Origin of the sequence: Mycolicibacterium monacense, from assembly GCF_010731575.1 — a bacterium.
Lineage (GTDB): Bacteria > Actinomycetota > Actinomycetes > Mycobacteriales > Mycobacteriaceae > Mycobacterium > Mycobacterium monacense.
Window position 1 is genome coordinate 5,587,097 of record NZ_AP022617.1, and the last position, 24,419, is coordinate 5,611,515.

The window sequence follows — 24,419 nt, forward strand, 5'->3', positions numbered from 1 at the left end:
GCGAGGTCGTCTGCAATGGAGCAGCCCCCAGCACCGTCGTGGGGTCCGCCGGGCGACCTCCGCCCGGCCCGGCTGTCGGTCGGCATCATCTCCGCCGGTCGGGTGGGCACCGCGCTGGGCGTCGCACTCGAGCGTGCCGGCCACGTCGTGGTCGCGTGCGGTGCCATCTCGCAGGCGTCGCGCCGGCGAGCCCAGCGGCGACTGCCCGACAGCGCCGTCATGCCGATCCACGACGTCGCGGATCGTGCGGAGCTGTTGGTGCTGGCCGTCCCGGACGCCGAACTCTCCGCAGTGGTCTCCGGTCTGGCGGCCACCGGCACGGTCCGGCCGGGCGCCATCGTCGCCCACACCTCCGGCGCCAACGGGGTCGGCATCCTCGCACCGCTGAGCGAACGCGGGTGCATACCCCTGGCCATCCACCCGGCCATGACCTTCACCGGCGCCGACGAGGACATCGCCCGGCTGTCCGACGCGTGCTTCGGCATCACCGCCGCCGACGACGTCGGATACGCGATCGCGCAGTCGCTGGTGCTGGAGATCGGCGGCGAGCCGTTCCGGGTCCGGGAAGACGCCCGCCCGCTGTACCACGCGGCGCTGGCGCATGCCGGCAATCACGTCACCACCGTGATCCTCGACGCGGTCGAGGCGCTGCGGTCCGCGTTGTGGGGGCAGGAACTGTTGGGTCAGGAACTCGTGGGGGATGCGCCGGGTGGGATCGCGGAGCGGGTGATCGCCCCGCTGGCCAGGGCGTCGCTCGAGAACGCGCTGCAGCGCGGCCAGGCCGCGCTGACGGGTCCGGTTGCGCGCGGTGACGCGCCCGCGATCAGTGCGCATCTGCGCGCGCTCGCCGAGGTGAATCCCGAACTGGCAGAGGCGTACCGGACGAACTCGCTGCGTACCGCCCAGCGGGCGCACGCATCCGAGGACGTCTTCGCGGCCCTGGCGGCGCAGTCATGACCGCCCGCAGGCCAACCCGATTCGCCAAAGGCGAACTCAACGTCTACCGCGCGCCGCGCGATGTCACCGACGTCACGCGCGCGCTGCGCTCCACCGGCAGGCGTGTCGTGCTCGTCCCGACGATGGGCGCGTTGCACGAAGGCCATCTGACGCTGATCCGTGCCGCCAAACGGGTGCAGGGCGCCGTTGTCGTCGTGTCGATCTTCGTCAACCCGTTGCAGTTCGGTGCGGGGGAGGATCTCGACGCGTATCCACGCACACTCGACGACGACCTCGCCGCGCTGCGTGCCGAAGGTGTCGAGATCGCGTTCACGCCCACGGTCGGCGATATGTACCCCTACGGCACGCGGACCTCGGTGCATCCCGGTCCGCTCGGTGATGATCTCGAAGGTGCTTCGCGCCCAGGCCATTTCGCGGGTGTGCTCACCGTGGTGTGCAAGCTGCTGCACATCGTGCGGCCCGACCGGGCGTTCTTCGGTGAGAAGGACTACCAGCAGTTGGTGCTGATCCGGCAGATGGTCACCGATCTCAACATCGACACCCGGATCGTCGGCGTGCCGACGGTCCGTGAGGCCGACGGGCTCGCGCTGTCGTCGCGCAACCGCTACCTCGACGAGGTCGAACGCGAACAGGCCGGCGCGCTGTCGGCCGCCCTGCTGGCCGGGATGTACGCCGCGTCCAACGGTGCGGCCGCCACGCTGGACGCCGCACGCGCCGTTCTCGACGAGGTCCCCGCCATCGAGGTCGACTACCTGCAGGTCCGCGACCCCATGCTGGGTCCGGTGCCGCACGAGGGGGCGGCCCGCCTACTGGTGGCGGCGCGACTCGGCCAGACCAGGCTGCTCGACAACATCGCCGTCGACATCGGCGCATCGGACGGTATCGACGGCCACCCCCGGGTCGGTTCGCCCGACCATCAACTGCCCTGGAGGAACTGATGCTTCGCACGATGCTGAAGTCGAAGATCCACCGAGCCACCGTCACGCAGTCCGATCTGCACTACGTCGGCTCGGTCACCATCGACGCCGATCTGATGGACGCCGCCGACCTCATCGAGGGTGAGCAGGTCACGATCGTCGACATCGACAACGGCAACCGCCTGGTGACCTACGCGATCACCGGCGCCCGCGGCAGCGGGGTGATCGGGATCAACGGCGCCGCAGCACATCTCGTGCATCCCGGCGATCTGGTCATCCTGATCGCCTACGGCACCATGGAAGACGCCGAGGCGCGCGCATATCAGCCGCGGGTGGTCTTCGTCGACGCCGACAACCGGCAGGTCCATCTCGGCGCCGACCCGGCGATGGTGCCGGACACCGCCGTCGACCTGATGTCTCCGCGTTGAGCCGACCCGAGAGATGACGAGGTAGCGCAGTGCTGCTCGCCATCGACGTCCGCAACACCCACACCACCGTCGGCCTGATCTCCGGATCCGGCGATCACGCGAAAGTCGTGCAGCAGTGGCGGATCCGGACCGAATCCGAAGCGACCGCCGACGAGCTCGCGCTGACCATCGACGGTCTGATCGGTGAGGACTCCGAGCGTCTCACCGGCGCGGTCGGGCTGTCGACGGTGCCGTCGGTGCTCCACGAGGTCCGCCTGATGCTCGAACAGTATTGGCCGTCGGTTCCGCACGTGATGATCGAACCGGGTGTGCGCACCGGCATCCCGCTGCTCGTCGACAACCCCAAGGAGGTCGGGGCGGACCGGATCGTCAACTGTCTGGCGGCCTATCACCGGTTCGGCACCGCGGCCATCGTGGTCGACTTCGGCTCCTCGATCTGCGTCGACGTCGTTTCGGCCAAGGGGGAGTTCCTCGGCGGGGCGATCGCGCCCGGGGTGCAGGTGTCCTCGGATGCGGCGGCGGCCCGTTCGGCGGCGCTGCGCCGCGTCGAACTGACCCGGCCACGTTCGGTGATCGGGAAGAACACCGTCGAGTGCATGCAGTCGGGTGCTCTGTTCGGTTTCGCCGGCCTGGTGGACGGTCTGGTCAACCGGATCCGCGAAGACGTCGCCGGGTTCTCCGGCACCGACGTCGCGGTGGTCGCCACCGGCCACACGGCCCCGCTGGTGCTTCCGGACGTGCACACGGTCGCGCATTACGACCGCCACCTCACCCTCGACGGGCTGCGCCTGGTGTTCGAACGCAACCGCGACGGCCAGCGCGGCCGCCGCTAGAAGTACGTCCGGATCAGGTCGACGACCCGGTTGCCGTCGTCCAGCACCGGAATCATCGGCCATTTGTCGAACGTCGTACACGGATGCGACACACCGAATTCCAGCCAGTCGCCGACTCGCACACCGGTGTCGTGTGCGCCGAGCCGCAGATAGGCGTGCTGGTCGTTGAGTCGGGTGACCTCGCTGCCGGGCAGGAGTCTCGGCACCGGCAGCCCTTGATCGAACGACACGTCGCGACGTCCCATCCCGACCAGCGCCAACTCCTCCTCCGGACGCGAGATCACCTGTGCCCATACGCTCATTGCCGCTGTGAGACCGCCCGCGCCGGCCCGCTGTAGCGGTGAGGTCCGCGCGTAGAGGCCGTCGTCGTGGGTGAGGTAACAGCCGCTGCGCAGCACGGTGCGCACGGTCAGCCCGGCCGGCCAGCCGCCGGTCAAGACGTCCGTGACCAGGTCGAAGTAGGTGCTGCCGCCTGCGGTCACCAGGACGTCGTCCGTCTCGAACGCGGTGGCCAACCGTTCGACCGCGGCCCGCACGTCGGTGAGGTATCCGGTCACCACGGCCAGCGCCTCCGCGTTCACGTCCTGACCGCACGCCGCCTCGTACCCCGCGACGCCGACCAGGCGCAGCCGCGGCGACGCCGTGACCGCCCGCGCCACCGCATCCACCTCCGCCGTGGTGCGGCAGCCGGTGCGCCCGCCGGCCATCCCGACTTCCACGCACACGTCGAGCGGGCGCACCGCATCCGCCAACGCCGCCGACATGAGCTCGACACCGCGCAGCGAATCCACCCAGCAGACCACCCGGAATTCCGGATCGGCCGCCATCTCGCGCGCCAGCCACACCAGCCCCGCGCGGTCGACGACCTCGTTGGCGAGCAGCACGTCACGAACGCCGAACGCGCGCAGGATCCGGACCTGGCTCACGGTCGCGGCGGTGACGGCGACGGCGCCCGCGTCCAATTGGCGGGCCAGCAGTTGCGGGGCCAGGTGGGTCTTGGCGTGCGGGGCCAACTCCACGCCGCGCCGGCGGCACCAGCGCGCCATCGTCACCAGGTTGTGTGTCAGCGCGGAGGCCCTTAACACGCACACCGGGCCGAGGACGCCGGCCGAGAACAACTCCGGTGAGTCCCCGCAGATCTGCGCGGGAGTGGCACCCCACCATTCGGCCGGCAGCCCTTTGTACCGCCAGTCGAGCGGTTGGTCGGCCAGCGCCGCGACGGCGCCGTGGTCGATGGGGCTGCGCATTCGTTCATTAAAGGCGGATGGACACCGGGAGGCGATCGCGGCGTGCAGGGGGTTCTCGTGAGCAGCGTTAAGCTGGCACCCCGTGACACCGACCGGCGGCGACAACACGCCCGAGAACAACGCGCCCGATAACGACCCTGACATTCCCGAGCAGTTCCGCATTCGTCAGGCCAAGCGGGAACGTCTGCTGGCCGAGGGTCGCGACCCCTACCCGGTGGACGTGGACCGCACGCACACGCTCGCCGAAGTTCGCGCCGCCTTCCCCGACCTGCCGGTCGACTCGCAGACCGGCGAGATCGTCGGCGTCGCCGGGCGCGTCGTATTCGCCCGCAACTCGGGGAAGCTGTGTTTCGCGACCCTGCAGGAGGGCGACGGTACGCAGCTGCAGGCCATGATCAGCCTGGCCGAGGTGGGGCAGGAATCGCTGGACAGCTGGAAAGCCGACGTCGACCTGGGTGACATCGTGTCCGTCCACGGCCAGGTCATCAGTTCCCGTCGCGGTGAGCTCTCTGTGCTCGCCGATTCCTGGCAAATCATCTCCAAGGCGCTGCGGCCGCTTCCGGTCGCGCACAAGGAAATGAGCGAGGAGGCGCGGGTGCGGCAGCGCTACGTCGACCTCATCGTGCGTCCGGAGGCCCGCACCATCGCACGTCAACGCGTGGCCGTCGTGCGTGCGCTCCGCAACGCGCTCGAGCGGCGCGGCTTCCTCGAACTCGAGACGCCGATGCTGCAGACCCTGGCCGGCGGTGCGGCGGCCCGGCCGTTCGTCACCCACTCCAATGCGCTCGATGTGGACCTATACCTGCGTATCGCGCCGGAGTTGTTCCTCAAGCGTGCCCTGGTCGGTGGTTTCGAGAAGGTCTTCGAGTTGAATCGCAACTTCCGAAACGAAGGTATCGATTCCACGCATTCTCCCGAATTCGCGATGCTGGAGACTTATCAGGCGTATGGCGACTACAACGATTCCGCGGTGGTGACGCGGGAACTAATTCAGGAAGTCGCCGACGAGGCGATCGGCACCCGTCAAGTGCCATTGGCCGATGGCACTGTCTACGACCTGGACGGTGAGTGGGAGTCGTTGGAAATGTACCCCTCGCTGTCCGCGGCGCTGGGTGAGGAGATCACCCCGCAGACCCCCGCCGACGAACTCTGGCGGATCGCCGACCGGCTCGGTGTGGAGATTCCCCGTGACCGCGGATACGGCCACGGGAAATTGATCGAGGAACTGTGGGAGCACACCGTCGGCGAGGATCTCTGGGCGCCGACCTTCGTGCGGGACTTCCCGGTGGAGACGACCCCGCTCACCCGGTCGCACCGCAGCGTTCCCGGCGTCACCGAGAAGTGGGATCTCTATGTCCGCAAGTTCGAGTTGGCGACCGGCTATTCCGAACTCATCGATCCGATAATTCAGCGCGAGCGATTCGAGGAGCAGGCGCGAGCGGCCGCTGCCGGTGACGACGAGGCAATGGTTCTCGACGACGATTTCCTGGCGGCATTGGAGTACGGCATGCCGCCGTCCACCGGTACCGGAATGGGCATCGACCGGTTGCTGATGGCGCTGACTGGACTGTCAATTAGAGAGACAATTCTCTTCCCGATTGTTCGGCGGCACGGCGGCTGAACTCCTGGGATAGGAGCGTCGTTGAATAGTGTAGGTTTATATGGCACATTGGAGGCCGAGAATCCGGTAGCCAAAACTATCCACCAAGCGCAGGTAGAAGGGTCAGTGTGAACTGATGGCGAAGAAAGTCACCGTCACGTTGGTCGATGATTTCGACGGTGAAGGTACCGCCGATGAAACGGTTGAATTCGGGCTCGACGGAGTCAGCTATGAGATCGACCTCTCCAGCAAGAATGCCAAGAAACTCCGCGAAGACCTGAAACAGTGGGTCGAGGCCGGACGTCGCGTCGGCGGTCGTCGTCGCGGCCGCGCCACCGGACCCACCAGGGGCCGCGGCGCCATCGATCGCGAGCAGAGCGCCGCGATCCGCGAGTGGGCCCGCCGCAACGGCCACAATGTCTCGACCAGGGGCCGTATCCCCGCCGACGTCATCGACGCGTTCCACGCCGCCACCTAGCGCCGTACGACGAACGGGCAACGCGTTCGCGCGTTGCCCGTTTTGCGTCTCCTTCCCAGGTGGACGGGTTTCGCTGGTGGCGAACCGATCGCCGGCCGGCCGCGGAAACGAATCGTCGAACTGCGGCGTTGACATGGTCAGCAGCGCGGCGCACGGCGGTACGGACCGCCAACCACGGCGCTCGCTGCGGCCGCCCGATAGAGTGGACGGCAGGTGTACCGCAGTTCGGTGAAGTGGTGCGGACCGCGTACGCCACCTATGCGATGGAGAGCAGGTAACCACCGATGTTCGAACGTTTTACCGACCGTGCCCGCAGGGTCGTCGTCCTGGCTCAAGAAGAAGCCCGGATGCTCAACCACAACTACATCGGCACCGAGCACATCCTGCTGGGACTCATTCACGAGGGTGAGGGCGTAGCGGCCAAGTCTCTCGAGTCGCTGGGCATCTCGCTGGAAGGCGTGCGCAGCCAGGTCGAGGAGATCATCGGCCAGGGCCAGCAGGCGCCGTCCGGTCACATCCCCTTCACCCCGCGCGCCAAGAAGGTGCTCGAGCTGTCCCTGCGCGAGGCGCTGCAGCTCGGCCACAACTACATCGGCACCGAGCACATCCTGCTCGGGTTGATCCGTGAGGGCGAAGGCGTCGCCGCTCAGGTTCTCGTGAAGCTCGGCGCCGAACTGACGCGCGTGCGCCAGCAGGTCATCCAGCTGCTGTCCGGCTACCAGGGCAAGGAGTCCGCGGAGGCCGGCACCGGCGGCCGCGGCGGCGAATCCGGCAACCCCTCGACCTCGTTGGTGCTCGACCAGTTCGGCCGCAACCTGACCGCCGCCGCGATGGAGGGCAAGCTCGACCCCGTCATCGGCCGCGAGAAGGAAATCGAGCGGGTCATGCAGGTGCTGAGCCGCCGCACCAAGAACAACCCCGTGCTGATCGGCGAGCCCGGCGTCGGCAAGACCGCCGTCGTCGAGGGCCTCGCGCAGGCGATCGTCCACGGCGAGGTGCCCGAGACGCTGAAGGACAAGCAGCTCTACACCCTCGACCTGGGCTCACTGGTCGCCGGCAGCCGCTACCGCGGTGACTTCGAGGAGCGCCTGAAGAAGGTGCTCAAGGAGATCAACACCCGCGGCGACATCATCCTGTTCATCGACGAGCTGCACACGCTCGTCGGCGCGGGTGCCGCCGAGGGCGCGATCGACGCCGCCAGCATCCTCAAGCCGAAGCTGGCCCGCGGTGAGCTGCAGACCATCGGCGCCACCACCCTCGACGAGTACCGCAAGTACATCGAGAAGGACGCCGCCCTGGAACGCCGCTTCCAGCCGGTGCAGGTGGGTGAGCCGACCGTCGAGCACACCATCGAGATCCTCAAGGGTCTGCGCGACCGGTACGAGGCGCACCACCGCGTCTCGATCACCGACAGCGCGATGGTGGCCGCCGCGACGCTGGCCGACCGCTACATCAACGACCGGTTCCTGCCGGACAAGGCGATCGACCTGATCGACGAGGCCGGCGCCCGGATGCGGATCCGCCGGATGACCGCTCCGCCGGACCTGCGCGAGTTCGACGAGAAGATCGCCGACGCCCGCCGGGAGAAGGAGTCCGCGATCGACGCGCAGGACTTCGAGAAGGCCGCGAGCCTGCGCGACAAGGAGAAGCAACTCGTCGCCCAGCGTGCCGAGCGGGAGAAGCAGTGGCGCTCGGGTGATCTGGACGTCGTGGCCGAGGTCGACGACGAGCAGATCGCCGAGGTGCTCGGCAACTGGACCGGCATCCCCGTGTTCAAGCTGACCGAGGAGGAGACGACTCGGCTGCTGCGCATGGAGGATGAGCTGCACAAGCGGATCATCGGCCAGGAGGACGCCGTCAAGGCGGTCTCGAAGGCGATCCGCCGCACCCGCGCCGGGCTGAAGGACCCCAAGCGGCCGTCGGGTTCGTTCATCTTCGCCGGCCCGTCCGGTGTCGGTAAGACCGAGCTCTCGAAGGCGCTGGCGAACTTCCTGTTCGGCGACGACGATGCGCTCATCCAGATCGACATGGGCGAGTTCCACGACCGCTTCACCGCGTCGCGGCTGTTCGGTGCCCCTCCGGGCTACGTCGGTTACGAAGAGGGCGGCCAGCTCACCGAGAAGGTGCGGCGCAAGCCGTTCTCGGTCGTGCTGTTCGACGAGATCGAGAAGGCCCACCAGGAGATCTACAACAGCCTCCTGCAGGTCCTCGAGGACGGCCGTCTCACCGACGGTCAGGGCCGCACGGTCGACTTCAAGAACACCGTGCTGATCTTCACCTCGAACCTCGGTACCTCCGACATCAGCAAGGCGGTCGGGCTGGGCTTCACCCAGGGCGGCGGCGAGAACAACTACGAGCGGATGAAGCAGAAGGTCAACGACGAGCTGAAGAAGCACTTCCGCCCGGAGTTCCTCAACCGCATCGACGACATCATCGTGTTCCACCAGCTGACGCAGGACGAGATCATCAAGATGGTCGACCTGATGATCGGCCGGGTCGGCAATCAGCTGCGGGCCAAGGACATGACGATGGAGCTCACCGACCGGGCCAAGTCACTGCTGGCCAAGCGCGGGTTCGACCCCGTGCTCGGTGCGCGGCCGCTGCGTCGCACGATCCAGCGCGAGATCGAGGACCAGCTGTCGGAGAAGATCCTGTTCGAGGAGATCGGACCCGGTCAGCTGATCACCGTGGACGTCGAGAACTGGGACGGCCAGGGAGCGGGCGAGGACGCGAAGTTCACCTTCAGCGGTGGTCCGAAGCGGTCCGAGCCGGTCGAGCCGGATCTGGCGCAGGCCGGCGCCGCCGGTGCGCCGAGCGCAGCCGAGTAACGACGAGTCGCAGGACGGGCGGTCACCTCACGGTGGCCGCCCGTCTCGTCTTTCCCGGCGTCGACGGAGGGCCGCGGCGCGATTCCCGCGCGCAGTGCTTAGGATGTGCGATGTAATCGGCAGGCGAAGGAATCTGGTGAGAATCCAGAACGGTCGCGCCACTGTGAGAGTCAGACCCGACGCCTGCTTCACTCCACTCGGGACGCGGAATCCCGGAAAGGACCCCTGATGACGTCTCAGCAAGCCCGCAAGACCCGGGTACCGGCCATCGACCTGTCGGCCACACGCGCCGCGGTCTGGTTGTCGGCCACCGCGTTCCTCGCGCTGCTGGTGCTCTACTTCCTCGGCTTCGATCAGGGGGCCACGTCGGTCTTCGGCGCCGACAACACGGCGATCCACGAATTCATCCACGACGCACGCCATCTCCTCGGTTTCCCCTGCCACTGACCGACCGGCATCGGAGAGACAAATCAACATGGAGAAGCAGATCATCGGGCGCGGCCTCCTGGCCGGTGCCCTCGCAGCCGTTGTCGCATTCGTCTTCGCGCGGATCTTCGTCGAACCGGCCATCGACCTCGCCATCGGCTACGAGGACGGCCTCGGCGAGGCCCGGCAGGCCATGGACCATGCCGCGGGCCACGGTCACAGTCACGGTGCGGACGGGGGCGGATTCTCCCGCGCCATCCAGATGAACGTCGGCCTGGGCTTCGGCATGCTGGCGTTCTGCGTCGCGATGGGCGCGCTGTTCGCGATCGTGTTCGCCGTCGCCTACGGGCGGGTCGGCGACGTCTCGGCCCGGCTGCTGTCGCTGTACGTCGCCGGCGGCATGCTGCTGAGCCTCTACGTCGTTCCGTCCCTGAAGTACCCGGCCAGCCCGCCCGCACTCAGCCTCGACGAGACCCTCCGGCAGCGGACGCTGCTGTATCTGCTGATGGTCGTCGTGTCGGCCGCGCTGCTCGTCGGCGCCGTGTACCTCGGACGCCGACTGCAGGAACGGCTCGGCACCTGGAACGCGACGCTGGCCGGTGCGGGCGCCTACGTGGTCGCCGGCGCGGTGCTGATGCTCATCCTGCCGACCATCGACGAGACCCCGGGTCCGCTGCGCGATGACTCCGGCGCGATCGTCTACGAGGGTTTCCCGGCCGACGTCCTCTACGACTTCCGGCTGTACTCACTGGGAACGCAGGTCGTGATGTGGGCGACGATCGCGCTGGTGTTCGCCCCGCTGGCATCGCGGCTGCTCGACGGCCGGCGCGAAGCCCTCCGGACGTGAGCGAGGTCGTCCGGCTGACGCTGGTGTCGCATGCGATGACCGACGCCGTGTCGGCCGGACGATTCCCCACCGACGAACCGCTGAACGCGCAGGGCCACCGTCAGGCCGACGCGTGTGTGGAGTTGGGGCCCACCGACGCCGCGTACTGCGGGCCGGAGAAGCGGACCAGGCAGACCGCCGAACTGCTCGGTCTGCACGCGGTCGCCGATCCGCTGCTCGCCGATCTGGATTGCGGACGGTGGCGTGGTGATGTGCTGGGCGGTGTGGAGCCCGCCGAGCTCGCGATCTGGCTCACCGAACCCGCCCAGGCGCCGCACGGCGGGGAGACCGTCGTCCAGGTGATCGAGCGGGTGCGCCGCTGGATGGACTCGATGGCCGGCCGGCGCGGCCGGTTCGTCGCCGTCACCCATCCTGCAGTGGTGCGTGCGGCGATCCTGGTGGCGCTCGACGCCCCGGCCCGATCGTTCTGGCGCATCGACGTCGCGCCGGTCAGCCGTACCGTCCTGCACTTCCGCGGGCACGCGTGGACGTTGCGGTCGTCGCCTTAATCGGCGACGGGCACCATCGCGAACGTCTGGTGCACGATCGACAGCAGCCAGCTGGCCGCGGTCCGGCTCCGGTAGCGGGGCCAGTTGAGCTGGAAGCTGACCACCCACGGCTGGCCGGTGTGGTCGACGGCGTACCAGCTGAACGTCAGGTCGCCGGGCAGGTTGCCGCCCTTGGCGCCGATGTAGGGCCACTTGGCACGGTCCAACTCGACCCCGGGGATGGCCGACAGGATGTCCTTGACCGGTGCGGCCTCGCCGACGGCCGCGGCCTGCAGGGCGGAGTGGACGCGGCAGATGTCGGATGCGCTGCCGTACCACTCGGCGCCGTAGTCGGAGGCCGGGGTGTGCGTACGGGTCGGGTCGGGTTCGTACGGCCGTGAGTCGGTCTGTTTCAGCAGCGCCACGCGGCCACGATGGTCGGCCTGTTTCCACTGTTCGCGCAGATCCGGCTCACCCCAGCCGACCGAGAACATCTCGTGCATCGTGGGGAACGGCGTCATGCTGGCCGGGTCGTGGTGCCCGGCGGCCACCAGCGCCCGCTCCACCGCACCAGGCCCGAGGCGCTCGATGAGCAGGTCCGTCGCCATGTTGTCGCTGGAGGAGATCATCTGCTGGGCCGCCGCGCGCACCGATACGGTCGCCCCTGGCGGCAACTCCTCCAGACCGGCCGAGCCGACGGCCTTCGCACGCTCGGTGATGGTCAGCTCGTCGTCCCACTCCACGCTGCCGACCTTGACCGCCTCGGCCACCGCGAGCAGCACGTAGAGCTTGAAGATCGACGCCAGCGGCAGCGACATCTCGGTGTTGGTCCCCGCCACCCGCTGACACTTGCCGCCCTCGGCGACCCGCGACACCTGGTAGGAGTACCGCGCACCGGAGGCGGCCAGCACAGCGTCGATGTCCGACCACTTCTCGATCACCGGAGAGCGCAGCGATACGTCGAACCGGTCGACCAGACCGTTGTCGTCGGTGCGCAACTCGATGTCCTGTTCGGCGCCGTACGGCGTCTTGACGTGCAGCGTGGCGGTGCCCGCGCGGATGTCCACGCCGGTGACGGTGATCGGGCGGTCCCACCACAGATTGCCCATGGCGTCGATGATGTGGTCGACCTGGTCCTCGACGGCCATCGTGCGCACGTTGACGTCGCCGATGGGCCAGTCCGAATTGACCATGTCCATGGTCTGTTTGGCCCGCAGACCCTGTGGCGTGCTGGTACCGATGTGGGCGCCGTAGGCGGCGTCGGCCGGAGCGGTGTTCGTCTGACCGCATCCGGACACTGAGGAGACGACGAGCGCGGCAGCAGTCACCAGGCCGGCCACCCGGCGCACTGTCCGCGTCCCGTCAGGCCTTGTCGCCGGACCCCGCAACGTCGAGCACGACCTCGAACTCCAGCAGCGAGGCGCCGGTCGCGACCGGGTTGGCGGCCTGACCCTTGTGCGCCTCGATCGCCGGGCCGGTCGCCCACGCCTGGAAGGCCTCTTCGGTCTCCCACTGCGTGACGACGAAGTAGCGGTTCTCACCCTTGACGGGCCGCAGCAGCTGGAAACCGAGGAAGCCGGGCTGGTTGTCCACGGCGTGTGCGCGGTGCGCGAACCGCTTCTCCAGTTCCGGGCCGGCGTCCGGCGGGACCTCGATTGCGTTGATCTTCACCACAGGGTTCTGGCTGGGCATGCGGTCAGGTTACCGCTTTGGCTGGGCAAGATGAGCACATGGACTCCCCACTGTTGACCCCCCGGGGCGGAGACGGCGCACCCCTGGTGCTGGTACACGGCCTGATGGGACGTGGCAGCACGTGGGGCCGTCAGCTGCCGTGGCTGACGGGTCTCGCCACGGTCTACACCTACGACGCGCCGTGGCACCGGGGCCGCGACGTGGTGGATCCGCGTCCGATCAGCACCGAACACTTCGTGGCCGAACTCGGTGACGCGGTCGCGCGCCTCGGGTCGCCGGTCACGCTGATCGGGCATTCGATGGGCGGTCTGCATGCGTGGTGTCTGGCCGCGACCCGGCCCGACCTGGTCAACGCGGTGGTGGTCGAGGACATGGCGCCGGACTTCCGCGGCCGCACCACCGGGCCCTGGGAACCGTGGCTGCACGCGCTGCCCGTCGAGTTCGAGACCGAACAGCAGGTGTTCGCCGAATTCGGTCCGATCGCCGGGCGTTACTTCCTCGAGGCGTTCGACCGGACCGCGACCGGGTGGCGCCTGCACGGGCGGCGGCGCCACTGGATCGACATCGCCGCCGAGTGGGGGCAGCGGGACTACTGGCAGCAGTGGCAGCAGGTGCGGGTCCCGGCGCTGCTGCTGGAGGCGGGCAACTCCGTCACGCCGCCGGGCCAGATGCGCCGGATGGCCGAAACCGGCTATCGGACAACGTATCTGCGGGTTCCCGACGCCGGTCACCTCATCCACGACGAGCAACCGGAGGTCTTCCGTGGCGCCGTCGAGGCATTCTTAACGACGCTCGCCCAGCGCGCCTGAGGTCGGCCACACCGGGTGCTCCTCGAAGCGGGTGCGGATCGCGTCGAGGTCGTGCTGGACGCGGTAGGAATCCCGGTCCTCGTCGTAGCGGCTGTCGAATCGGCCTGCCATCGGCGCCCATACGCGGAACTGGTCGAGATCCCAGCGCAGGACCCCGGCCCGGCGCGCCGTCCAGATCAGCACGGCGGTCAGGGCGAACGGACTCAACACGGCGAGGGAGATCAGTGCTGTACTCATGGCAGATATCTTTCGACGGGGTACTTACCGCCAACAGTGGCAGCACTGCCGTCTTGCGCTAATATGCTGCCATGGCGTTGAAAAGCGTATCGACACTGGTGCTCGACGGTCTAGCGGTTTTCGAGTTCGGCGTCATCTGCGAGGTCTTCGGTATCGACCGATCGGCCGACGGCGTCCCCAACTTCGACTTCAAGGTCTGCGGACCGGTGGCCGGTGAACCCGTGCGCACGACGATCGGCGCGCACCTCACCCCGCAGCACGACTACGGCGATCTACTCGGTGCCGACCTGGTCGCGGTGCCCGCGATAGCCTCCGGGAAGAACGGCTATCCGCCCGAGGCGCTGGAAGTGCTGCGCGAGGCGGCGGCGGGCGGGTCGATCATCCTGACGGTCTGCTCCGGGGCGTTCGTCGTCGGCGCCGCGGGCCTGCTCGACGGTCGGCCGTGTACGACGCACTGGATGTACGCCGATCTGCTGGCGCGGATGTACCCGACCGCGCGCGTCGACCGCAACGTGCTGTTCGTCGACGACGGCAACCTGATCACCAGTGCGGGAACCGCGGCCGGTATCGACGCCTGTCTGCACCTGGTCCGGCGCGAACTGGGCAGCGAGGTCACCAACCGGATCGCCCGCCGGATGGTCGTACCACCGCAGCGCGACGGCGGCCAGCGGCAGTACATCGAACAGCCGATCCCGGTCAGGTGCTCGGAACGCTTTGCCCCGCATCTGGATTGGATCGTGGCCAATCTCGACAAACCGCACACCGTCAGCACGCTCGCCCGGCGGGCCAACATGTCGGCGCGCACGTTCGCCCGTCGCTTCGTCGAGGAGACCGGCACCACGCCCATGCAGTGGGTGACCGATCAGCGGGTGCTCTACGCGCGTCGGATGCTGGAGGAGAGCGATCTCGACATCGACCGCATCGCCGAGCGGTCCGGCTTCGGTACGGCCACCCTGCTGCGCCACCACTTCCGGCGGATCATCGGCGTGACGCCCACCGACTACCGCAGGCGGTTCTGCTGCAACGACACCCAGGCGGAGCGGACCGCCTAGGGCTACGGCCGCCCGTTCACGGTTGCGGCGTCGTCACGCCACGCGTCGACGGCGATGCGCCCCTCACGGAACAACGCCTCCATCGCCGCGGCGTCGACCGGACGCGACAGCATGAACCCCTGCGCGCGTGGGCAACCCAGTTCGAGCAGCGTCTTGGCGGCCGCGACGGTCTCCACCCCCTCGGCCACCACCTCGAGTTCGAACGCATCGGCCAACGCCAGGATGGCCCGAACGATCGCCAGGTCGCCGGGGCTGGCGCCGAGGTCACGGACGAAGCTGCGGTCGATCTTGACGGTGTCGACGGGCAGTGACTTCAGGTGCGTGAGAACGCTGTAGCCGGTACCGAAGTCGTCGATCGCGATGCGCACGCCGACCTCTTTGAGTGCGGCCAGTGTGTGGCGGGTGGCCTCGATGTCCTGGACCACCACGCTCTCGGTGATCTCCAGGCACACCGCGGAACCGTCGACCCCGAACTCGTCGAGGGTGCCGGCGACGGTCGCCGCGAAACCGTCCGAAACCAGTTGCACGGGTGAGACGTTGAGGCGCAGGATGGCGTCGCCTGCGGTGCGGCGCGACCTCCAGCGGGCGAAGTCCGCGCATGCCGAGCGCATCACCAGTCGGCCGAGTTTGCCTGCGAGGTTGATGGATTCGGCCACCCCGATGAACGACTCGGGCAGCAGCAGGCCCCGGGTCGGATGCCGCCAGCGGACCAGTGCCTCGGTGCCGAGCACCTTCCCGGTGCGCATGTCGATCTCGGGTAGGTAGTGCAGGACGAGCGCGCTGCTCGCCTCGTCGATGACACCCTCGAGGTGCAGTTCGATGTCGTTGCGGATGGCGTGCTGGGACGCCATCTCCGTGGTGAACACCGCCGTCTTGCTGCCGCCGGTGCTCTTCGCCGACAGCGCCGCCTGGTCGGCGCGGCGCAGCAGATCCGATGTGGTGTCGTCACCGGGAGTGCCGACGGCGACCCCGATGCTCACTGTGCGCGCAAGCATCTCGCCGTCGATCACGACCCGCCGCTGCAACCACGTCTGCAGCCGGCGGGCGAAACTCTCGACCGCCACGACGTCCATCGGCTCATCGGGGACCACCACGAACTCGTCACCGCCGACGCGGGCGATCACGGCGGGCTTCTCGGTGCCCGCCCGCAACCGCTCGGCGAACATCTTGATGAACTGGTCACCGGCGCTGTGGCCCAGATAGTCGTTGACGGTCTTGAGCCGGTCGAGATCGAGGAACAGCACCGACACCGGACCGGGCTGACCCTCGGCGAGCCTTCGGTCGAGGTGTGCCATCAGCGCCCGGCGGTTCAGCAGTCCGGACAGATCGTCGTGTTCGGCGAGGTACTGGAGCTGCTCCTCGGCGGCGATGCGGGCCTGCAGCTGGGCGAACAGCGTGGCGATCGCCTGCAGCGCGTTCTGCTCCTCGGTGGTCCACTCACGGTCACCGATCTTGATGAAGCCGAGGATGCCAGAGGTCATCTCACCCGAGAGCAATGGCACGCATGCCATCGACACCGACGGCACGCCTCGGCCCTCCTCGATCCGGCGCTGGTAGTCGTCGTTGTCCGGTTCGGGACGCACGATGAGCGGTGTCTTGAGGTACTCGGCCTGCCGGAAGACGGGGTCGGCCTCGGCGAAGTAGATGGTGCCGATCGGGTCCGGGTCCGGGATGTGGTCGCGGATCGGCCATTCGGCGACCAGCTTGGTGGCCTTGATGGTGTGGTCGTTGTGCCGCAGGAAGCTGAAGTCGACCCCCAGGTGGGCGACGACGTCGGCGAGGACCCGGGTGCAGCTTTCGACCACGTTGGTGGCGGTGGCCGCCATCAACTCCGCGGCCGCCGCGGTGACGACCTGATCGAGGGTCCGGGTCATCTGCTCACGGTATCCCGCAGAGGTGCGCCCGGGTGGGCGACCACGCTGGTACGACTGCGTTCACGAACCCTCTCCCGCGAGCGCGAAGCGGCCGTCGGCGGTCTGCTCGACCAGCCCGTCGATCAGCAGCGAATCCAGCGCACGATCGCGCTGTGCCGGGTCGGTCAACCACACGACGTCGAGTTGGTCGCGCGACACCGGCGAGCTGCTGCCGCGCAGCACATCGAGCAGCCGGCCCCTCACCTGGCGGTCGGTGCCCGCGTAGCGCTGCACCTTGCGTGCGGGTGCGGACGCGGCCGGATATCCGAGCGAACGCCAGGTGCAGGTGCCCAGCGGGCACAGGCCGCAGCGCGGAGTGCGCGCGGTGCACACCGTCGCGCCCAGTTCCATCACCGCGACCGAGAACCGTGGCGCCTCAGGGCCTTCCGGGAGCAGGGTCGCGACATCGTCGAGGTCGCGGCTGCTCGGCGGGCTGTCGGCGCGGCCGTGCACCGCCCGGGCGATGACCCGGCGCACGTTGGTGTCGACCACCGGGACCCGCTGCCCGTAGGCGAAGCAAGCCACGGCTCTGGCGGTGTATGCGCCGATGCCCGGGAGCGTCAGCAACACCTCGACGTCCGAGGGCACCTCATCGCCGTGTTCGATCGCGATCACCGTCGCGCACTCATGGAGACGCTTCGCGCGGCGCGGGTATCCGAGCTTGCCCCACGCCCGCAACACGTCGGCGACGCCGGCCGCCGCGGTCGCCGACGGAGTCGGCCAGCGCTCGATCCAGCTCAGCCAGATCGGTTCGACGCGGGCCACCGGAGTCTGCTGCAACATGAACTCGCTGACCAGGATCTGCCACGGCGTCACACCGGGTCTGCGCCATGGCAGATCCCGCTGCTCGCGGTCGTACCACGCCAGAACGTCGGCCGGATCGATCATCTCTCAACCACTCAGGCACAATATGCGGCATGCCGAACTCCAGCCCGGTGACCGCGTGGAAGGCACTCAAAGAGGGTAACGAGCGCTTCGTCGCTGGTCGGCCGGAGCATCCGAGCCAGAGCATCGACTACCGCGCCAGCCTCGCCGAGGGGCAGCGCCCCACCACGGTGGTGTTCGGCTGCGGCGACAGCCGGGTGGCCGCCGAGATCATCTTCGACCAGGGCCTCGGCGACATGTTCGTGGTGCGCACCGCCGGCCACGTCATCGACTCCGCGGTGCTCGGCTCCATCGAGTTCGCGGTGACGGTGCTCGAGGTGCCGCTGATCGTGGTGCTCGGGCACGACAGCTGCGGTGCGGTGAAGGCCACGCTCGCGGCGCTCGACGAGGGTGTGGTGCCCGGCGGGTACGTGCGCGACATCGTCGAGCGGGTGACGCCGTCGATCCTGCTGGGCAGGCGGGACGGGTTGAGCCGGGTCGACGAGTTCGAGGAGCGGCACGTCAACGAGACCGCGGTGCAGTTGCGCGACCGGTCCAGTGCGATCGCCTCGCGCATCGAGGCGGGCAAGGTCGCGATCGCCGGTGTCACCTACCACCTGGCCGACGGCCGGGCTCAGTTGCGCGCTCACCTGGGTGACATCGGCGAAGCCTAGCGCGACACGCCGAGGCACCTCGGCCGATCGGGCCTGACCGGGCTTTACCGTGGTCGTGTGCTGGATCTGGAACCGCAAGGCCCACTGCCTACGCAGATTTACTGGCGTCGCAGGGCGCTGGCGCTGGGCGTCGCGGTGGTGGTCATCGGGATCGTCGCCGCAGTGGTCGTGATGGTGGTGTCGGGCGGTTCCGGCGCGGAAACGAAGAACGCCGACAAGCAGTCCGTCGCCGAGGCGCCGCCGACGCCGTTGCCGGGGGAGAACCCCGAGGTCAAGACCCCGATCGTGCCGCCGCCGCAGCAGGCGCCGCCGCCCACGCCGACGCCCACCGCGGCCGTCGCGCCGCCGCCGGTGCTGCAGGAGGGCGACGACTGCCCGGATTCCACGCTCGCCGTCAAGGGCATCACCAGCCAGCCCGAGTACGTCGTCGGCGATCAGCCGAAGTTCACGATGGTCGTCACCAACATCGGCCTGGTCGCCTGCAAGCGCGACGTCGGCGCGGCGGTGCTGGCGGCGTACGTGTACTCACTGGACAACACCCGCCTGTGGTCCAACCTCGACTGTGCCCCCTCGAACGAGACCCTGGTCAAGACCTTCGCCCCGGGTGAACAGGTCACCACCGAGGTCACCTGGACGGGAATGGGTTCGGCACCGCAGTGCCCGCTGCCCCGTCAGCCGATCGGCGCGGGCACCTACAACCTGATCGTCCAGCTGGGCAATCTCCGGTCGTCCCCGGTGCCGTTCATCCTGGCCCCGGCCACGCCGCCGGGTCAGGCGCCGGCGCCCGGCGCCCCGGGTGCGCAGCCGCCCGCCGCAGGCGCGGGCTGAGGTCGGTCAGGCCAGCCGGTCGGCGATCGTCGACTCGGCCAGCAGCGACAGACCCTCCCTGATGTGGCGTGCCCACATCGAACCGATGCCCTCCACCGACTGCAGATCGTCGGCGCTGGCGGCCAGTAGGCCCTGCAGTGAGCCGAACGAACGCACCAGCAGATCCACGTGGGCGAACTGCAGACGGGGGATGCCGGCCATCGCGCGGTAACCGCGGGAGCTCATCGCCGAGTCCTGCGCCTCGAGGGTGGACGGATATCCGAAAACCCTTGCCAGCGTGGTGAAGTCGAGCAGTTCGTTGTCCGACAGCGAATCCAGTTCCTCGAGTGTCGCGCTGACCTGGGCGGGAGTCGGCGGGTCGGGGTTGGCGTGGTAGTCGCGCACGATCAGCTCGCGGGCGGTGTCGTTGTCACCCACGAGCTCCTCGAGCTGCAGTTTGAGCTGCCGGCCGTCGGTGCCGAGTTCGACCACGTCGGCGTCGATCTCCAGGCTGATCCGCCGCACCATCTCCAACCGCTGCACGACGGTCATCACGTCGCGCAGGGTCACGAAGTCCTCGATCTCCGCGGTCGACAGCTGGCGGCTCACCTCGTCGAGGCGGGATTTGTAGCGCTCGAGCGTCGCGATGGTCTGGTTGGCGCGCGACAGGATCGTCGGGGTGTCGGGAACCACGTGCCGCTCGCCGGCCACGTACACCGTCACGATGCTCATCGAGTGGCTGACGGAGATCACCGGATACCCGGTCTGGATCGCGGTGCGTTCGGCGGAGCGGTGACGCGTCCCGGACTCGTCGGTCGGGATCGAGGGATCGGGCACGAGCTGGACGTTGGCCCGCAGGATCCGCGTGCCGTCACTGGAGAGCACGACGGCGCCGTCCATCTTCGACAGCTCGCGTAACCGGGTCGGGGCGTAGCGCACGTCGAGTTCGAAACCGCCGTCGCAGATCGTCTCGACGCTGTCGTCGTAACCCAGCACGATCAGAGCGCCGGTGCGGCCACGCAGGATGCGCTCCAGACCGTCGCGCAAGGGTGTCCCGGGTGCCAGCCGGCCCAGCGTCTCCCGCAGCGTCGGACGGGCCAGCTGGACGACGTTACTGCTCGTCCTGGCGTTCTTCACGGCCATCATTCCTCCCGGGCGCGCTGCTGTCTGCTCTTCGCGCAAGCGCTCATCGCTGCTGCCTGCTCTTCGCGCAAGCGCTCATCGCTGTTTCCTGCTCTTCGCGCAAGCGCTCATCGCTGCTGTCTGCTCTTCGCGCAAGCGCTCATCGGCCGCCATTGTCTGCGATGCGGTCCAGGACCCGCAACGCCGCCGAGATGTTCTCGGCGGGCAGCACTCGAAGGCCGGGCGGTACGCCCGTCGTGCCGGGCGGTACGACGGCCGTGGTGAACCCCAGTCGGGCGGCCTCGGCGAGGCGGCGGTCCATACCCGTCACCCGCCGCAGATCACCCGCGAGGCCGAGCTCACCGATCACCACCGAGTTCGCCGGCATCGCCCGTTCCTTGCGCGCGGAGGCCATCGCGATCGCGACCGCGAGATCCGACGACGGGTCGGTCAGCCGCATACCGCCGACGGTCGACAGGTAGATGTCGCAGGGTCCCACCTGCAGCCTGGCGTGTTTGTCGAGGACGGCGGCGATCATCGCGGCGCGGGCGGCGTCGATCCCGCTGACGGCGCGGCGGGGATGCGGTCCGGTGGGCGGCCCGACCAGCGCCTGCACCTCGCCGATGAGTGGACGTTTACCGTCGAGGGTCACCGTCACCGCGGTGCCGGCCACCGGGGTGTCGCGCTGGTCGCGGAAGAGCCCGGACGGATCGGCCACGCATTCGATGCCGTTGTCGTGCAACTGGAAACACCCGACCTCGTCGGCGGCGCCGAACCGGTTCTTGACCCCGCGCACCATCCGCAGCGTCGAGTTGCGGTCACCCTCGAAATGCAGCACCACGTCGACCAGATGTTCCAGCGAACGCGGCCCGGCGATCGCCCCGTCCTTGGTGACGTGCCCGACCAGCACCATGGCGATGCCACCGGGGCCGCCCGGCCCCGCCGCCCCCTTGGCGTACTGCGTGAGCGCGGTGGTGACGGCCCGCACCTGGGTCACGCCGCCGGTGACGCCGTCGTTCTCGCTGGTGGACATGGTCTGCACGGAGTCGACGACCACGAGGCTCGGCTGCACGGCGTCGATGTGGCCCAGCGCGGTGGGCAGATCGGATTCCGCGGCGAGATACAGCTCGTCATGGGTACAGCCGGTGCGCTCGGCCCGCAGGCGCACCTGGCCGGCCGACTCCTCACCGGTCAGGTACAGCGCCCGCCGCCCCGACACGGCCCATCGGTGTGCGACCTCGAGGAGCAGGGTCGACTTGCCGACGCCCGGATCACCGGCGAGCAGCGTCACCGAACCGGGTACCAGCCCACCGCCGAGGACCCGGTCGAGTTCGCTGATCCCGGTCTCGTCGTGTCTGGTACGGCCCGGGTCGATGCTGCTGATCGGGACGGCGGGGGAGGCGGGCGCCACCGCGTGGCGGGCGGGTGCGCCGGCCACGGCGGCCAGGACCGCGACTTCCTCGACCGTTCCCCATGTGCCGCAGTCCGGGCAGCGGCCCACCCATTTGGCGGTGATGTGCCGGCACTCAGAACAGCGGTATTGAGAACGTGCCTTGGCCACGGGACGACGGTATCGGTCGGGGCCGACAGATCGACTCGGGCCGTGCCCGTGTCGCGCTACGGGTCAGTGTCCGCCGGAGTGCTCGGAGCCGCCGCCGCCGCTGTCGTCACGCCGCGGCGCCTCGCCCGCCGAGATCGGGACCTGGACGGTGACCTCACCGCTGCGCTCGAACGTGAACGTGAAGGGGTAGGTCAGCCCGTTGGTGATCGGCTTGGTCAGCTTCACGTCGACGGTCAGGGGTTCGGCCGCCTCGACGCTCTCCAACGCGGCGGTCTGACCGTCGGGTTCGCCGGCGACCAGCACGCCACCCGGCGCGATGTCGGCCTTCCCGCGCACCGGCACCGATCCGATGTCGGAGCGGATGGACACCAGCTTGTCGGGCTGGTCGGGCGAATCGTTGGTGGCCACGAAGAGGAGTTCGACATCGCTGCCCGGACGGACGTAATCCGAGGTCTGCGGGGCGCGCAGGTGGACGTTGCGCAGCGAGACGTCACCGGTACCGGCGTTGACGCCGTTGACGGCGGGCGCCTGCGTGGCGGTCTGGGAGATCTGGCCGGACCCGCAGGCGGTGAGGGCGAACGCCAGCCCGCAGGCGGCGAGCCCGGCGGTGACGGCAGAAGCGCGCGGATGGATGCGGTTCACTCAAGCCTCCTGCAGAGGGTCGCCCAGCGGTCGTACACAGTTCGACTATGCAGAGTAGTAGGTGACGGTCGGTGGTGGCGACGGTGGGCCGCACGGCACGCGCCCACGCACCCTCCAACAGTGTTGCGCGCCACCTACAACGGCGTCCGATCCGCGAGGGTAACGGGGTTCTCGATCTTTGCTCCGTTGCACGAAATCGACACCCTGTCAACCCCTGATCTTCATCCGTTGTGCCCCTGACCTGCACAGTTGTTCCGCACGTGTCGGCGGCCCGTGTTAACATGGACACGTGAAAGGGGCTCGAAACTGATGATTTTCAAGGTCGGAGACACCGTTGTATATCCACACCACGGTGCTGCGTTGATCGAAGCGATCGAAACCCGAACCATCAAGGGCGAGCAGAAGGAGTATCTCGTCCTCAAGGTCGCCCAGGGCGATCTCACTGTTCGAGTACCCGCTGACAACGCCGAATATGTCGGGGTGCGCGACGTTGTCGGCCAGGAGGGTCTGGACAAGGTCTTCCAGGTGTTGCGCGCGCCGCACACCGAGGAGCCGACGAACTGGTCACGCCGGTACAAGGCGAATCTGGAGAAGCTGGCATCGGGCGACGTGAACAAGGTCGCCGAGGTCGTGCGCGACCTGTGGCGTCGCGATCAGGAGCGCGGCCTGTCCGCAGGCGAGAAGCGCATGCTGGCCAAGGCCCGTCAGATCCTCGTCGGTGAGCTGGCGCTCGCCGAGAACGTCGAAGACGAGAAGGCCACGATCATCCTCGACGAGGCGTTGGCTGCCGCGTCCTGACGCACACATGACCACAGTGGCCGTTGTTCCGGCCGCGGGTTCCGGTCAACGGCTCGCGGCCGGCGCGCCCAAAGCGTTCGTGAATCTCGCCGGGCGGCCGATGCTCGAACGCGCCATCGCCGGGTTGCGGGACTCCGGTGTCGTCGACAGCATCGTGGTCGCCGTCCCACCGAGCCGCACCGACGAAGCGAAGCTGGTCTTCGGCGGTGAGGCGTTGATCGTCGCGGGCGGCGCCGACCGCACCGAATCGGTGAGCCTCGCGCTCGCCGCCGTCGGCGATGCCGACTACGTGCTCGTTCACGACGCTGCGCGCGCACTCACGCCGCCATCGCTGGTGGCCCGTGTCGTGCGGGCGCTGGAAGCCGGGCACAGCGCGGTGGTGCCCGGGCTCCCGGTGGCCGACACGATCAAGGCCGTCGACGCCAACGGCGCCGTACTCGGCACACCCGAGCGGGCCGGACTGCGCGCGATCCAGACCCCGCAGGGTTTCCACATCGACGTGCTGCGCCGCGCGTATGCGCGGGCGGGCGACGGCGGTTTCACCGACGACGCGTCGATGGTCGAACAGGCCGGCGGGCAGGTGCAGGTCGTCGACGGCGATCCGCTGGCCTTCAAGATCACCACCCCACTCGACCTCGTGCTGGCCGAGGCGATCCTGGCGGGCGCCCGGTGAGCCTGCCGCGTGTCGGTCTCGGCACCGACGTGCACCCGATCGAGCCGGGCCGGCCCTGCCGGCTGCTCGGTCTGCATTTCGACGGCGCCGACGGGTGCGCCGGACATTCCGACGGTGACGTTGCCGCCCACGCACTCTGCGACGCCCTGCTGTCGGCGGCCGGACTCGGCGACCTCGGTGGCGTCTTCGGCACCGGGCGGCCCGAATGGGAGGGCGTCAGCGGCGCCGACATGCTGCGCCACGTCCGGGGCCTGCTGCAGGAAGCGGGATTTCGCGTCGGCAATGCGACCGTCCAGGTGATCGGCAACCGGCCGAAGATCGGCCCGCGGCGGGCCGAGGCCCAGGAGTTGCTGTCCGAACTGATCGGCGCCCCGGTCTCGGTCTCGGCGACGACGACCGACGGGCTCGGGCTGACCGGCCGTGGTGAGGGGCTGGCCGCGATCGCCACCGCTCTCGTGGTCGATGAGGGATAACGGCATATCGGCCG

At 68.7% G+C, this 24,419-nt stretch carries 26 protein-coding genes and 1 riboswitch; of the genes, 17 read left to right on the plus strand and 9 right to left on the minus strand.

Going from position 1 to position 24,419, the window contains the following annotated elements:
- Positions 1-15 precede the first annotated feature (15 nt).
- The 4 genes from G6N49_RS26810 to G6N49_RS26825 are packed head-to-tail and all read left to right on the plus strand — an operon-like array spanning position 16 to position 3,135.
- Positions 16-957 (plus strand): Rossmann-like and DUF2520 domain-containing protein, encoded by a 942-nt coding sequence (locus G6N49_RS26810; protein ID WP_011857211.1) that lies wholly within the window; start codon positions 16-18, stop codon positions 955-957.
- On the plus strand, positions 954-1,895 hold the full coding sequence (gene panC / locus G6N49_RS26815; protein ID WP_011857210.1) for a pantoate--beta-alanine ligase: 942 nt from the start codon (positions 954-956) through the stop codon (positions 1,893-1,895). Before G6N49_RS26810 ends, panC begins: the two co-directional genes overlap by 4 nt.
- Positions 1,895-2,302 (plus strand): aspartate 1-decarboxylase, encoded by a 408-nt coding sequence (panD, locus tag G6N49_RS26820; protein WP_011562138.1) that lies wholly within the window; start codon positions 1,895-1,897, stop codon positions 2,300-2,302. The genes panC and panD overlap by 1 nt, the downstream gene beginning before the upstream one ends.
- A gap of 29 nt (positions 2,303-2,331) precedes the next feature.
- The gene (locus G6N49_RS26825; RefSeq protein ID WP_011562137.1) at positions 2,332-3,135 is read left to right on the plus strand and encodes a type III pantothenate kinase; all 804 of its coding nucleotides are present in this window, start codon (positions 2,332-2,334) and stop codon (positions 3,133-3,135) included.
- Here the strand turns inward: G6N49_RS26825 and G6N49_RS26830 are convergent.
- Positions 3,132-4,382: an alanine racemase gene (locus G6N49_RS26830; protein ID WP_011857209.1), complete on the minus strand. Its 1,251-nt coding sequence runs from the start codon at positions 4,380-4,382 to the stop codon at positions 3,132-3,134. The two genes, G6N49_RS26825 and G6N49_RS26830, sit on opposite strands and share 4 nt — an antisense overlap.
- Positions 4,383-4,464: 82 nt before the next feature.
- On the opposite strand from G6N49_RS26830, the gene lysS reads away from it, so the two are divergent.
- From lysS to G6N49_RS26860, 6 genes are all read left to right on the plus strand, one after another.
- Positions 4,465-6,003, plus strand: a complete 1,539-nt coding sequence (gene lysS / locus G6N49_RS26835) for a lysine--tRNA ligase (protein ID WP_011857208.1) — start codon at positions 4,465-4,467, stop codon at positions 6,001-6,003.
- Between the two features lie 115 nt (positions 6,004-6,118).
- Positions 6,119-6,460, plus strand: a complete 342-nt coding sequence (gene lsr2, locus G6N49_RS26840) for a histone-like nucleoid-structuring protein Lsr2 (RefSeq protein WP_011562134.1) — start codon at positions 6,119-6,121, stop codon at positions 6,458-6,460.
- Between the two features lie 284 nt (positions 6,461-6,744).
- The gene (gene clpC1 / locus G6N49_RS26845; RefSeq protein WP_011857207.1) at positions 6,745-9,288 is read left to right on the plus strand and encodes an ATP-dependent protease ATP-binding subunit ClpC; all 2,544 of its coding nucleotides are present in this window, start codon (positions 6,745-6,747) and stop codon (positions 9,286-9,288) included.
- Between the two features lie 128 nt (positions 9,289-9,416).
- Positions 9,417-9,542: riboswitch (cobalamin riboswitch) on the plus strand.
- Complete coding sequence (locus G6N49_RS26850) at positions 9,517-9,735, plus strand: CbtB domain-containing protein (RefSeq protein ID WP_011857206.1); 219 nt, start codon at positions 9,517-9,519, stop codon at positions 9,733-9,735. It overlaps the preceding riboswitch by 26 nt.
- Before the next feature lie 28 nt (positions 9,736-9,763).
- Positions 9,764-10,561 (plus strand): CbtA family protein, encoded by a 798-nt coding sequence (locus G6N49_RS26855; protein WP_011857205.1) that lies wholly within the window; start codon positions 9,764-9,766, stop codon positions 10,559-10,561.
- The gene (locus G6N49_RS26860) at positions 10,558-11,109 is read left to right on the plus strand and encodes a histidine phosphatase family protein (protein WP_011857204.1); all 552 of its coding nucleotides are present in this window, start codon (positions 10,558-10,560) and stop codon (positions 11,107-11,109) included. The genes G6N49_RS26855 and G6N49_RS26860 overlap by 4 nt, the downstream gene beginning before the upstream one ends.
- Here G6N49_RS26860 and G6N49_RS26865 read toward each other — a convergent pair.
- Together G6N49_RS26865 and mhuD are read right to left on the minus strand one after the other, a co-directional pair.
- A complete protein-coding gene (locus G6N49_RS26865) occupies positions 11,106-12,437 on the minus strand; it encodes a serine hydrolase (protein WP_011857203.1) in 1,332 nt (443 codons plus the stop codon). The two genes, G6N49_RS26860 and G6N49_RS26865, sit on opposite strands and share 4 nt — an antisense overlap.
- Positions 12,438-12,450: 13 nt before the next feature.
- Complete coding sequence (gene mhuD / locus G6N49_RS26870; protein ID WP_011562128.1) at positions 12,451-12,780, minus strand: mycobilin-forming heme oxygenase MhuD; 330 nt, start codon at positions 12,778-12,780, stop codon at positions 12,451-12,453.
- 38 nt (positions 12,781-12,818) lie between these two features.
- On the opposite strand from mhuD, the gene G6N49_RS26875 reads away from it, so the two are divergent.
- The gene (locus G6N49_RS26875) at positions 12,819-13,589 is read left to right on the plus strand and encodes an alpha/beta fold hydrolase (RefSeq protein ID WP_041925175.1); all 771 of its coding nucleotides are present in this window, start codon (positions 12,819-12,821) and stop codon (positions 13,587-13,589) included.
- Here the strand turns inward: G6N49_RS26875 and G6N49_RS26880 are convergent.
- Positions 13,563-13,826: a hypothetical protein gene (locus G6N49_RS26880; RefSeq protein WP_011562126.1), complete on the minus strand. Its 264-nt coding sequence runs from the start codon at positions 13,824-13,826 to the stop codon at positions 13,563-13,565. The two genes, G6N49_RS26875 and G6N49_RS26880, sit on opposite strands and share 27 nt — an antisense overlap.
- Positions 13,827-13,897: 71 nt before the next feature.
- Between G6N49_RS26880 and G6N49_RS26885 the strand changes: the two genes are divergently transcribed.
- Positions 13,898-14,878 (plus strand): GlxA family transcriptional regulator, encoded by a 981-nt coding sequence (locus tag G6N49_RS26885; RefSeq protein ID WP_011857201.1) that lies wholly within the window; start codon positions 13,898-13,900, stop codon positions 14,876-14,878.
- A gap of 2 nt (positions 14,879-14,880) precedes the next feature.
- On the opposite strand, the gene G6N49_RS26890 is transcribed toward G6N49_RS26885, so the two are convergent.
- Complete coding sequence (locus G6N49_RS26890; RefSeq protein ID WP_011857200.1) at positions 14,881-16,752, minus strand: putative bifunctional diguanylate cyclase/phosphodiesterase; 1,872 nt, start codon at positions 16,750-16,752, stop codon at positions 14,881-14,883.
- Positions 16,753-16,812: 60 nt separating this feature from the next.
- Positions 16,813-17,679 (minus strand): iron-sulfur binding domain-containing protein, encoded by an 867-nt coding sequence (locus G6N49_RS26895; RefSeq protein WP_011562123.1) that lies wholly within the window; start codon positions 17,677-17,679, stop codon positions 16,813-16,815.
- Between the two features lie 29 nt (positions 17,680-17,708).
- Between G6N49_RS26895 and G6N49_RS26900 the strand changes: the two genes are divergently transcribed.
- Both G6N49_RS26900 and G6N49_RS26905 read left to right on the plus strand, forming a co-directional pair.
- Positions 17,709-18,329, plus strand: coding sequence for a carbonic anhydrase (locus G6N49_RS26900; RefSeq protein ID WP_011768389.1), 621 nt, complete (start codon positions 17,709-17,711; stop codon positions 18,327-18,329).
- Between the two features lie 57 nt (positions 18,330-18,386).
- Complete coding sequence (locus tag G6N49_RS26905) at positions 18,387-19,157, plus strand: hypothetical protein (RefSeq protein ID WP_011857199.1); 771 nt, start codon at positions 18,387-18,389, stop codon at positions 19,155-19,157.
- 6 nt (positions 19,158-19,163) lie between these two features.
- On the opposite strand, the gene disA is transcribed toward G6N49_RS26905, so the two are convergent.
- The 3 genes from disA to G6N49_RS26920 form a co-directional block, all read right to left on the minus strand.
- Positions 19,164-20,279: a DNA integrity scanning diadenylate cyclase DisA gene (disA, locus tag G6N49_RS26910; protein WP_011562120.1), complete on the minus strand. Its 1,116-nt coding sequence runs from the start codon at positions 20,277-20,279 to the stop codon at positions 19,164-19,166.
- Between the two features lie 139 nt (positions 20,280-20,418).
- The gene (radA, locus tag G6N49_RS26915) at positions 20,419-21,819 is read right to left on the minus strand and encodes a DNA repair protein RadA (RefSeq protein ID WP_011857198.1); all 1,401 of its coding nucleotides are present in this window, start codon (positions 21,817-21,819) and stop codon (positions 20,419-20,421) included.
- A gap of 63 nt (positions 21,820-21,882) precedes the next feature.
- Positions 21,883-22,461: a copper chaperone PCu(A)C domain-containing protein gene (locus G6N49_RS26920; protein WP_011857197.1), complete on the minus strand. Its 579-nt coding sequence runs from the start codon at positions 22,459-22,461 to the stop codon at positions 21,883-21,885.
- A gap of 309 nt (positions 22,462-22,770) precedes the next feature.
- Between G6N49_RS26920 and carD the strand changes: the two genes are divergently transcribed.
- From carD to ispF, 3 genes are read left to right on the plus strand one after another with little or no spacing between them, the layout of a single operon-like run.
- Complete coding sequence (gene carD / locus G6N49_RS26925; RefSeq protein WP_011562117.1) at positions 22,771-23,259, plus strand: RNA polymerase-binding transcription factor CarD; 489 nt, start codon at positions 22,771-22,773, stop codon at positions 23,257-23,259.
- Positions 23,260-23,266: 7 nt separating this feature from the next.
- On the plus strand, positions 23,267-23,932 hold the full coding sequence (gene ispD / locus G6N49_RS26930) for a 2-C-methyl-D-erythritol 4-phosphate cytidylyltransferase (protein WP_011857196.1): 666 nt from the start codon (positions 23,267-23,269) through the stop codon (positions 23,930-23,932).
- Positions 23,929-24,405, plus strand: coding sequence for a 2-C-methyl-D-erythritol 2,4-cyclodiphosphate synthase (ispF, locus tag G6N49_RS26935; RefSeq protein ID WP_011857195.1), 477 nt, complete (start codon positions 23,929-23,931; stop codon positions 24,403-24,405). Before ispD ends, ispF begins: the two co-directional genes overlap by 4 nt.
- The last annotated feature ends 14 nt before the right edge of the window (positions 24,406-24,419 follow it).